At 63.5% G+C, this 9,626-nt stretch carries 11 protein-coding genes and 1 pseudogene; 2 read left to right on the forward strand and 10 right to left on the reverse strand.

Going from position 1 to position 9,626, the window contains the following annotated elements:
* A pseudogene (locus tag A3728_RS14825) lies at positions 1-243 on the reverse strand (hypothetical protein); the annotation flags it as partial.
* A gap of 273 nt (positions 244-516) precedes the next feature.
* Here A3728_RS14825 and aroQ point away from each other — a divergent pair.
* On the forward strand, positions 517-954 hold the full coding sequence (gene aroQ, locus A3728_RS14830) for a type II 3-dehydroquinate dehydratase (protein WP_067925245.1): 438 nt from the start codon (positions 517-519) through the stop codon (positions 952-954).
* A gap of 109 nt (positions 955-1,063) precedes the next feature.
* Here aroQ and tsf read toward each other — a convergent pair whose 3' ends face one another.
* From tsf to A3728_RS14855, 5 genes are all read right to left on the reverse strand, one after another.
* Positions 1,064-1,939 (reverse strand): translation elongation factor Ts, encoded by an 876-nt coding sequence (gene tsf / locus A3728_RS14835; RefSeq protein ID WP_067925248.1) that lies wholly within the window; start codon positions 1,937-1,939, stop codon positions 1,064-1,066.
* A gap of 116 nt (positions 1,940-2,055) precedes the next feature.
* Complete coding sequence (gene rpsB / locus A3728_RS14840; protein WP_067925251.1) at positions 2,056-2,946, reverse strand: 30S ribosomal protein S2; 891 nt, start codon at positions 2,944-2,946, stop codon at positions 2,056-2,058.
* Positions 2,947-3,171: 225 nt separating this feature from the next.
* Positions 3,172-3,996 carry a lysophospholipid acyltransferase family protein gene (locus tag A3728_RS14845; RefSeq protein ID WP_067925254.1) on the reverse strand — a complete coding sequence of 275 codons (825 nt, stop codon included), beginning with the start codon at positions 3,994-3,996 and terminating at the stop codon, positions 3,172-3,174.
* Complete coding sequence (locus A3728_RS14850; RefSeq protein ID WP_067925257.1) at positions 3,993-4,757, reverse strand: GNAT family N-acetyltransferase; 765 nt, start codon at positions 4,755-4,757, stop codon at positions 3,993-3,995. The genes A3728_RS14845 and A3728_RS14850 overlap by 4 nt, the downstream gene beginning before the upstream one ends.
* Positions 4,758-4,893: 136 nt before the next feature.
* Positions 4,894-5,097: a DUF3553 domain-containing protein gene (locus tag A3728_RS14855; RefSeq protein WP_067925260.1), complete on the reverse strand. Its 204-nt coding sequence runs from the start codon at positions 5,095-5,097 to the stop codon at positions 4,894-4,896.
* A gap of 30 nt (positions 5,098-5,127) precedes the next feature.
* On the opposite strand from A3728_RS14855, the gene A3728_RS14860 reads away from it, so the two are divergent.
* Positions 5,128-5,724 carry a histidine phosphotransferase family protein gene (locus tag A3728_RS14860; RefSeq protein ID WP_067925263.1) on the forward strand — a complete coding sequence of 199 codons (597 nt, stop codon included), beginning with the start codon at positions 5,128-5,130 and terminating at the stop codon, positions 5,722-5,724.
* 17 nt (positions 5,725-5,741) lie between these two features.
* Here the strand turns inward: A3728_RS14860 and A3728_RS14865 are convergent, their stop codons facing one another.
* From A3728_RS14865 to A3728_RS14880, 4 genes are all read right to left on the reverse strand, one after another.
* Positions 5,742-7,058, reverse strand: a complete 1,317-nt coding sequence (locus A3728_RS14865; protein ID WP_082851124.1) for a glutamate-5-semialdehyde dehydrogenase — start codon at positions 7,056-7,058, stop codon at positions 5,742-5,744.
* Positions 7,058-8,164 carry a glutamate 5-kinase gene (gene proB, locus A3728_RS14870; protein WP_067925269.1) on the reverse strand — a complete coding sequence of 369 codons (1,107 nt, stop codon included), beginning with the start codon at positions 8,162-8,164 and terminating at the stop codon, positions 7,058-7,060. Before proB ends, A3728_RS14865 begins: the two co-directional genes overlap by 1 nt.
* Positions 8,152-9,186 carry a GTPase ObgE gene (gene obgE / locus A3728_RS14875; RefSeq protein WP_067925272.1) on the reverse strand — a complete coding sequence of 345 codons (1,035 nt, stop codon included), beginning with the start codon at positions 9,184-9,186 and terminating at the stop codon, positions 8,152-8,154. Before obgE ends, proB begins: the two co-directional genes overlap by 13 nt.
* Before the next feature lie 18 nt (positions 9,187-9,204).
* A partial coding sequence (locus tag A3728_RS14880) for a GNAT family N-acetyltransferase (RefSeq protein ID WP_067925275.1) occupies positions 9,205-9,626 on the reverse strand: 422 nt, incomplete at its 5' end.

A 9,626-nucleotide genomic window follows, 5' to 3' on the forward strand; every position in this document is an offset into this window, starting at 1 on the left:
CAAAGGTGGCATTTTGTATTCATCCAGCACCTTGTTCATTTCGAATAACTCGGTGGCGGTGAAATCGGGCCATTCAAAGTGTTCCGCCGCCCAATGCACAAACTTGCGGTTGAAGGCGCCTGATTGCGTCAGCCCGATCCCGCCGGTTTCGTTGGCATAACGCAACGCAAGCGTCATCCCACGAACCAGCGGCGAGTGTTTCAGGACATCAGCATCTGAGTGAAGTTTGACCGTCGGAAGCATGTCACCACGCTATCCTCGACACCAAAGACCCGCAATCCGCAAGGCTTTTCAGCCCTTCGATATTGGGGTCTGCGGGCTCAAAAGCCTTGCTCCCGTAGCGCCCTGTGGTGACCTTTCTGCTTTGCACAGCCGGTGACATTTCTGAATGGGATTTACATTGCTTTCCGTCCGGGAAAGACGCCCCCCATTCCTCCTCCTACCGCCAAACGACCAGCAATGGTGGACAGATAGCGGTACATTGCCTTAACTGCGGAAAACTTCTGCGAGGCACCCATGGCGTCGATACTCATCCTGAACGGTCCCAACCTGAACCTGCTCGGCACCCGCCAGCCAGAGGTCTATGGAACGACCACGCTCGCCGATATCGAAAGCGCCTGCCAGGCGCATGCGGAAAAATCGCGGCATGAAGTGGCGTTTTTTCAATCGAACCATGAAGGCGAAATGATAGACGCGCTGCACGATGCGCGCGGACGGCATGATGGCGTCATCCTCAACGCCGGTGCCTATACCCATACCTCTATCGCCCTGATGGACGCCATCGCCTCGATCGAACTGCCGACGGTCGAAGTGCATCTGAGCAATATTCACGCCCGGGAAGCGTTTCGCCATCACTCCTACGTGTCCAAGGTCGCCCTGGGCCAGATATGCGGTTTCGGGGCGACGGGCTATTTGCTGGCAATCGACGCGCTGGGGGCACATCTGGGCGAATAAGTAAGGAAATACAACCACTTACCTTTCCAATCTCACCTGAATCCGCGCACAAAAAAGGGCGGTACGTTCGCGCGTACCGCCCTGTTCTCATTCAAATTTTCGGGGCAGATCAGCCCTTGGCGGCCTTGGCCACTTCGGCGGCGAAATCTTCCTTCACCACTTCGATGCCTTCGCCGACTTCAAGACGCACGAAACCGGTGATGGTCGCACCTGCTTCTTCGGCGGCCTTGCCCACGGTCAGATCGGGGTTCACCACGAAGGGCTGGTTCAGCAGCGTTACTTCGGACATGTACTTCTGCATCCGGCCCGTGATCATCTTTTCGATCACCTGCTCGGGCTTGCCGGATTCGCGCGCGATGTCCATCTGGACCTGCTTTTCCTTTTCGACGACCGCGGGGTCGAGATCGTCTTCGGAGAGCGAGGCCGGGTTCACCGCGGCGATATGCATGGCCACCTGCTTGCCAAAGGCTTCGTCACCGCCGTTCATGGCGACGAGAACGCCGATCTTGCCCATGCCGGGTGCCACCGCGTTGTGCACGTAAGAGACGAGCGTTTCACCGTCGAGCGATACCATGCGGCGCAGCGACATGTTCTCGCCGATCTTGGCGATGGCGTCCGTCAGCGTCGTTTCAACGGTCTTGCCGTTGATCTCCGCCTGCTTCAGCGCCTCGACGTTGTCGACCTTCAGCGCGGCTTCGGCGATGTTGCCCACCATCGACTGGAACTCGGCGTTCTTGCCGACGAAATCGGTCTCGGAGTTGACCTCGACCGCGACGCCGTGGCCGCCTTCGACCTGAACGGCCACGAGGCCTTCGGCGGCGGTGCGGCCGGACTTCTTGGCCGCTTTGGCCAGACCCTTGGTGCGCAGCCAGTCAACGGCGGCTTCCATGTCGCCGTCGGTTTCGGTCAGCGCCTTCTTGGCGTCCATCATGCCTGCGCCTGTGGTGTCGCGCAGTTCCTTGACCATGGATGCTGTGATAGCCATCTCTTGGTTCTCCTCTGGAAATACTTGTGCTTTCGGGGGCGGGTCCGGCCCGCGCCCCGCATCGGGAAACCGGGGCAGGTCCACCCTGCCCCGCAAATGTCATCCGCGGATGCGGATCAGCCTTCGGCCTTTTCCTCGGCCTTGGCGACGGTCTCTTTCTTCGACTCGATGTCGTAGGGCGCGTCTTTTGCCATGGCGTCGTCCGACACGGTCTCGGAAGAAGCGTTGCCGACCTCGACCCCGGTGGAGGCCTCTTCGGTCAGTGCGTCTTCTTCCGGGGCCTCTTCCATGGCGCCGATGTCGACACCGGCGGCGCCGAGCTGGGCGGACATGCCGTCAAGTGCGGCACGGGCTGCCAGATCGCAGTAAAGCGCGATGGCGCGGGCCGCGTCGTCGTTGCCGGGGATGATATAGTCGATACCATCGGGCGAGCAGTTGGTGTCGACAACGGCGACAACCGGGATGCCCAGCTTGTTCGCTTCGGCAACAGCGAGTTGTTCCTTGCGCACGTCGATGACGAAGATCAGGTCCGGACGACCGCCCATTTCGCGGATACCGCCCAGCGACGCTTCCAGCTTGGACTGGTCACGCTCCATGCCCAGACGCTCTTTCTTGGTCAGGCCCTCGAAGCCGCGCTCCGACTGTTCGTCGATGTTCTTCAGCCGCTGGATGGACTGGGACACGGTCTGCCAGTTGGTCAGCGTGCCGCCGAGCCAGCGGTGGTTCATGTAGTACTGGGCGCATTTCTCGGCCGCCTCGGCGATCGGCTGGGCCGCCTGACGCTTGGTGCCGACGAAAAGAATGCTGCCGCCCTTGGCGACGGTGTCACGGATCACCTGCAGCGCCTGGTCCAGCATGGGGACGGTCTGGGTGAGGTCCATGATGTGGATCCCGTTGCGCGCGCCGTAGATGTACGGGCCCATGCGGGGATTCCAACGCTGTGTCTGGTGGCCGAAGTGTACGCCTGCTTCAAGCAATTGGCGCATGGAGAACTCTGGAAGAGCCATGGTCTTTTACCTTTCCGGTTTAGCCTCATCGGGGGTATGACGCGTCTTCCCTAAGGAGTGGCGCCAACCGGCGGACATGCAGGGATTTCTCCCCCACAGGCCCAACCCCGACTGCGGGTTGAAGTGTCGCGCGTATAGGACAGCTTGGCTTCGGGCGCAAGGGGGGTCGGATGGGCAGCGGATTGACTATGCCGCGCCGGGCGATATCCGGCCCCTCCCCCTGCCTCAGGGCGTGGGTTCGTGCAGCCCGTTGCGCACCATGGCTTCCGCCGTGCGGGCCATGGCCTTGCGATCCTTCAACAAATCGCGCGCCAACGGGGGATGATAGGTCAGGATCACCGAACCACGGCCCGGTTGCGACAGCACGGTCCTGAAATGCTCCGCCAGCGCCATATCGCCCCACCAGCCATAGTGCCGCGCGTCCGCCCCGGGGGGCGCCACGTAGCGCAGGGTCAGGGGCTGGATGGCAGCGCTCGCAGGCATGTCGGTAAAGGCGGCGAAGAGCGCGGATTTGAAAGACAGCACCTGAAGGCCATCGGTCGTCGTACCTTCGGGAAAGAACGCCAGCAGGAAACCGTCGCGGATGCGCTGGCGCAGCAGATCCCGCTGCGCGCCCGCCTCCGCAGCTTCACGCTTGACGAAGGCGGTGCCGGTGACGCGGGCGAGCAGCCCGATCCCGGGCCAGCCCGCGACCTCGGACTTCGCGACGAAGCACACCCGGGTGGTGGCATTGATGGCGAAAACATCGATCCACGAGATATGGTTGCTCACCAGCGCACCGGCGCGGGCCATGGGGCGGCCCGATACCTTCAGCCGCAGGCCAAGGATGATGAGGCCGACGCGGCACACCGCCTGCGTCACATAGGGCGTTATCGGTCGATGCGCGCCCCAGACCGGTCGCTCCACCAGCCGCAACAAACCCAACACCACCAGCCCGACGCCGATCACCGTGAGCAAGGCGAGAACCCGGAGCACAAGCCTCAGCCAGCCGGCGGCCGATGGGGTCTTCACCTCTGGCAAGGTCTCGCTGTGCCAGGTGGGCGCCTTCATCCGGGCTGCCCCCCGTAGATGCGCAGCTGCCGCTCGCTCAGTTTCTTGGTATCCAGCACGAGGCAGACATCGGTCGTGTTGAACGCACGGTCGATAAAGGCCCCGTCGCCCACACAGCCGCCGAGGCGGAGGTAGGCTTTCATCAGGCTGGGTATCTGCAGCATGGCGCCGCGCCGGTCCAACCCTTCGGTCGGGATAAGGTCCATGGGCTGGCGGCCTTCGGCCCGCGCCCGGACCCGCAATTCCGGCGGCGCCAGATAGACGTGGTGAAGCAGCGAAAGCGGCTGGGCGAGCGCGGCGCTATCGGTGCCATGAAAGCTCGCCACGCCGAACAGCAGTTCGATATCATGTTCCGCGACATAGGCGGCCAGTCCGGCCCAGAGCCGGTGCATGGCGATACCGCCGCGATAGTCGCGATGCAGACAGGACCGACCGAGTTCCAGAAGCCGACGGCCCGTGGCTTTGAGCGGGCCGATGTCATATTCGCCTTCGGTGTAGAACCCCCCTGCCCGATCCGCCATGTCGGACCGCATCAGCCGGTAGACCCCGATCACATCGCCGGTACGATTGTCCGTCAGCAGCAGGTGATCCACGAAGGAATCGTATCTGTCACGTTCCAGCCCCGCGGCATGGTCCACCATCGTACCGGAACCGCCAAGTTCCTTGACGAAGACGTCGTAGCGCAGCCGTTGCGCCGCGTGCAGATCCGACGTCGATCGGGCAAGACGCACGCTGAAATCCTGTGACGCGCCATGGATCATGCGGTCGGTTGCCCTTCTTGCGACAGTCGCAGGGGACATAGGCGCATTGACGGCGGAGCGCAATCCGCCCTGCCCCCGCCAGCGGCGATCCCCCTTCACGTTGACCTTGAGGTAACCCCCGCAAATTAAGAGGTCATTAACCTTTTGACGAGAATGATCCCTCATCGAACACCGGAACAAGGCCTACGCGAAAACTGTCTATGACCATCTTTCCTTCGTCGCGAAAATTCACCGTCAACCTGCCATCGATGTTGCTTTGCACCTGTCCGACGCCCCATTCGGGCCGCTCCGGATGGCGGACCAGCATACCGGGGGTCAGGATCGCGTTCAGGTCTTCCATGCGCCGTCCTTTCGCTTTGCGGGCCGTGCCGTGAACGGGGCCGATAGCGCGCTTGGCGCCCTTATCGGCAGCCGCATCTGCCATGACCTGATATCGCCCATCGGCGCCATCAACAACGGAATAGAACTCATGACCATGGCCGGGGGCACGAAAGGCCCGGAAATGGCATTGATCGAGGAATCGGTGGGCCATGCGAGCGCGCGGATCCGGTTTTTCCGGCTCGCCTTCGGGGCGGCCGGCGACCAGATGGTCGGCCGGGATGAGGCGCAGGCCGTCCTGAGGGATACCTACGGGGCAAGTCGGCTGCGCATTGGCTGGGATGCCGGCCCGGCCCAGCCGCGCAATTCGGTGCGGCTCGCCTTTCTGGGGTTGCTCTGCCTTGAAACCGCCCTCCCCTTCGGCGGCGAGGTGGAGATTACGGCGCGGGGGGAGAGTTGGACGCTGCGCGGATCGGGCGCCAAGCTGATGCCCGACCCCGAAACATGGGCATTGCTGGCAGAGGAAGAACCGCGCGCCATCCTCGCCCCCTCACTCGTTCAATTCGCGCTGGCACCCGCAGTGGCCCGCGAAGCGGGCCGCCGGATCGAAACCAGCATCGGGGCAGAGGAAATTGTCCTGACCTTCTGAGGGTCTGCGGGGAATTCTCAGCCGCGCACCGTACCGTCACCGGTCACGATATACTTGAAACTGGTGAGCTGCGTGGCCCCGACCGGCCCCCTTGCATGCAGCTTGCCCGTCGCAATCCCGATTTCCGCTCCCATCCCGAATTCGCCACCGTCAGCGAACTGCGTGGAGGCGTTGTGCATGAGGATCGCGGAATCCAACCGTGAGGTGAAGGCCTCGACGGCCCCGGCATCCTCGGTGATGATGCAGTCGGTATGCTGGGAGCCATAACGGCGAATGTGATCAATGGCTTCGTCCACGCCGCTGACCTGACGCGCGGCGATGATACTGTCGAGATATTCGCGCCCCCAGTCGTCGGACCCGGCGGGAACGGTCCCGTCGACCGAAAGAAGAGCTTCGTCCGCCCGCACCTCGACGCCCGCGTCGATCAGGGCACGCAGCACCCCCTTGCCGATGGTCGGGGCGATCTTTTCGTGGATCAGCAGACATTCCGCTGCCCCGCAGATGCCGGTGCGCCGGGTCTTGGCATTCAGCACGACCTTCAGCGCCTTTTCGGGATCTGCATGTTCATCGATGTAGATATGCACGATCCCTTCGAGGTGGGCAAAGACCGGCACCCGGGCCTCCCGCTGGACGAGCCCCACCAGCCCCTTGCCCCCCCGGGGCACTATGACGTCGATGGAGCCGGTCATGCCCAGCATTTCGCTGACGGCAGCGCGGTCGCGCGTCGGGACGAGCTGGATGGTGTCTTCGGGCAGGCCCGCATCGCGCAATCCCTGCTGCAGACAGGCGTGAATGGCCCGCGAGGAATGAAAGGACTCCGACCCGCCGCGCAGGATCACCGCGTTGCCGGCCTTGAGGCACAATGCACCGGCATCCGCCGTGACATTGGGCCGGGATTCGTAGATCACACCGATCACGCCAAGCGGCGTGCGCACCCGCTTGATATGCAGACCCGATGCCTGATCCCACTCCGCCATGACCTCCCCCACCGGATCGCGCTGGTCGGCGATGGCCCGCAGGCTGCCCGCGATGTCGCGAATACGCCCTTCATCAAGGCGGAGCCTGTCCATCATCGCGTCAGACAGCCCCTTTTCGCGCCCGTATTCGAGATCGCGGGCGTTGGCCGCCAGAATATCGCCGGAGGTCGAGAGCAGGGCATCAGCCGCGGAAATGAGCGCGGCGTGCTTGCGCTCCGCCGAGGCGGTCGCCACCTGCGCCGCAGCGGCGCGCGCGCGTTGGCCAATGTCCTGCATCAGCGTTTTCACATCTTCGCCGGCATCAGTCATGGTCGGTCCTTCTGCTTTGTTTACAGGTGTTTGAACGTCGCTTTTCATCAGATCGCCATGTCGTCCCTGTGTATCACCGCGGCACGTCCGGGATAGCCCAAGAGGGTTTCGATACGGTCCGACTGGCACCCCATGATCTGGGCGATTTCCTGCGCGGTATAGCGCACGAGCCCATGGCCGAGCACGCGCCCGTCCGGCCCGAGGATCGCGATACTGTCCCCGCGACCAAAGCCGCCATCCACGCCTGTAACCCCCGCGGGCAAAAGCGATTTCCCGCGCGACAGCGCCGCCACCGCGCCCGCGTCCAGCACCACGCTGCCCCGGGGCTTCAACGCCGCGATCCAGCGTTTGCGGGCGGCCTTGGGGTCTGTATGGGCGGTGAACCATGTGGCGGGCGCGCCGCCGCTCAGCGCGGAAAGCGGTCGCATCACGGATCCTTCGGTGATGGCCAGCGCGCAGCCTGCTGCCGTGGCGGTCCGGGCCGCCATGATCTTTGTCTTCATGCCGCCCTTGGACAGCCCCGATCCCGCATCGCCGGCCATCGCCTCGATCTGCGGCGTGATCTCCTCGATCACGTCAAAGCGGCGGGCGTCCGGGTCCTCAGCGGGATTGGCGCTGTAAAACCCATCCACATCCGAAAGCAGAACGAGCTGATCCGCCCCCGCCGTCACGGCAATCTGCGCCGCCAGCCTGTCGTTGTCGCCAAAGCGGATTTCATCGGTGGCCACGGTGTCGTTTTCGTTCACGATGGGCACGACACCAAGCGACAACAACTGCTCCAACGTTGCCCGACTGTTGAGATAGCGCCGCCGGTCGGCACTGTCTTCGAGCGTGACGAGAACCTGCGCTGTGGTGATACCGTGGGGGGCCAGAACCTCTTCGTAGGCGCGGGCAAGCCGGATCTGCCCGACCGCGGCGGCCGCCTGTGCCTGTTCGAGCGCCAGCGTGGTGGCTGGCAACCCGAGCACCCCCCGCCCCAAAGCGATGGAGCCGGAGGAGACCACGACGACATCGATCCCCAGCCCCTTCAGCCAGGCGACGTCTTCGGCGAAGGCCTGCAACCAGTCATGCCGCAGCGCCCCCGTCGTCCGGTCCACCAGCAGGGCGGACCCGATCTTGACGACAAGTCGCCGCGCGTCGGTCAGGGTTGCCACGGCGCCTCTTCCTCTTGCGGGCGCTGGCGCAGACGGTCCTCGTCGATGTTGGAACGCAGAGCCCGCAGCACTTCCGTCACCCCTTCGCCCGCGACGCCGGACATTTCCATAACCTCACCGCCAACGGCATCTTTCAATTCTTTCAGTGCACTTGCGCAGCGTTCTTCATCCAATGCATCAACCTTGTTCAGGACCGTAACCCGTGGCTTTTCAGCCAGATCGCCGCCATAGGCTTCCAGTTCGGTGATGATGGTCCGGTAATCCTCCGCGATGGTTTCCGAAGTGCCGTCGACGAGATGCAGCAGCACCGCGCAGCGTTCCACATGGCCAAGGAACCGATCACCGATGCCCCTGCCCTCATGCGCCCCGGCGATGAGACCCGGGATATCCGCCACCACGAATTCCGTATTGTCGACACCCACAACCCCGAGGTTGGGGTGCAGCGTCGTGAAGGGATAATCGGCGATCTTGGGGCGCGCATTGGACGTGGCCGCGAGGAAAGTAGATTTGCCCGCGTTCGGCAGACCCAAAAGCCCCACGTCCGCGATCAGCTTGAGCCGGAGCCAGAGCGTGCGCTCCACCCCTTCCTGCCCCGGATTGGCGCGCCGGGGGGCCTGATTGGTGGAGGATTTGAAATGAAGGTTGCCGAAGCCGCCATTGCCGCCCCGTGCTAGCTGAACCCGCTGGCCCAGTTCGGTCAGATCGGCCAGCACGGTTTCCTGATCCTCGTCGAGGATCTCCGTACCCACCGGCACCCGCAGCACCAGATCCTCGCCATCCTTGCCAGTGCGCTGTTTGCCCATACCCGGCTGACCGTTCTTGGCAAAGAAGTGCTGCTGGTAGCGGAAATCGATCAGTGTGTTGAGCCCGTCCACGGCCTCTGCCCAGACGGAACCGCCATCGCCGCCGTCGCCACCGTCGGGACCGCCGAATTCGATGTATTTCTCCCGTCGGAAGGACACGCAGCCCCCGCCGCCCGCGCCGGAGCGGATATAGACTTTGCAGAGGTCGAGAAATTTCATGTGGGGCCTTTCCGGCGGTCAGAGCTTGCGGCTGTACGTCCAGGTGGGTACGGCAGCGTCGCGTGCAAGACAATATGTCTCCGCATCGCCGAGGTAGACAAAGCCCGCATTGGTCAGAACCTTGGCCGATGCCGGGTTGTCATGAAAGACCGAAGCGAACATGGCACAGTTTTCGAGCGGATTGGCGGCGACCAGCGCCTGTACCGCTTCGGAGGCGAGATGCGTGTTCCAGAACGCGGGCGCGACCCAATAGCCGATTTCGGATTGTGCCCGGTCCAGCCGGGTCAGGGTGATCACGCCCATCACCTCGGACGTGCCGGATTTGCTGCCGTCCATCACCCAGACATCTTCGTCACGCTCCTCCGCCATGGCGCGGGTGATGAAGGCTTCGATCACCCCGGGCGGCAGCGGGTGGGGAATGGACACGGTGGACATGGCGA

The organism is Sulfitobacter sp. HI0040 (assembly GCF_001634885.1).
Taxonomy (GTDB): domain Bacteria; phylum Pseudomonadota; class Alphaproteobacteria; order Rhodobacterales; family Rhodobacteraceae; genus Sulfitobacter.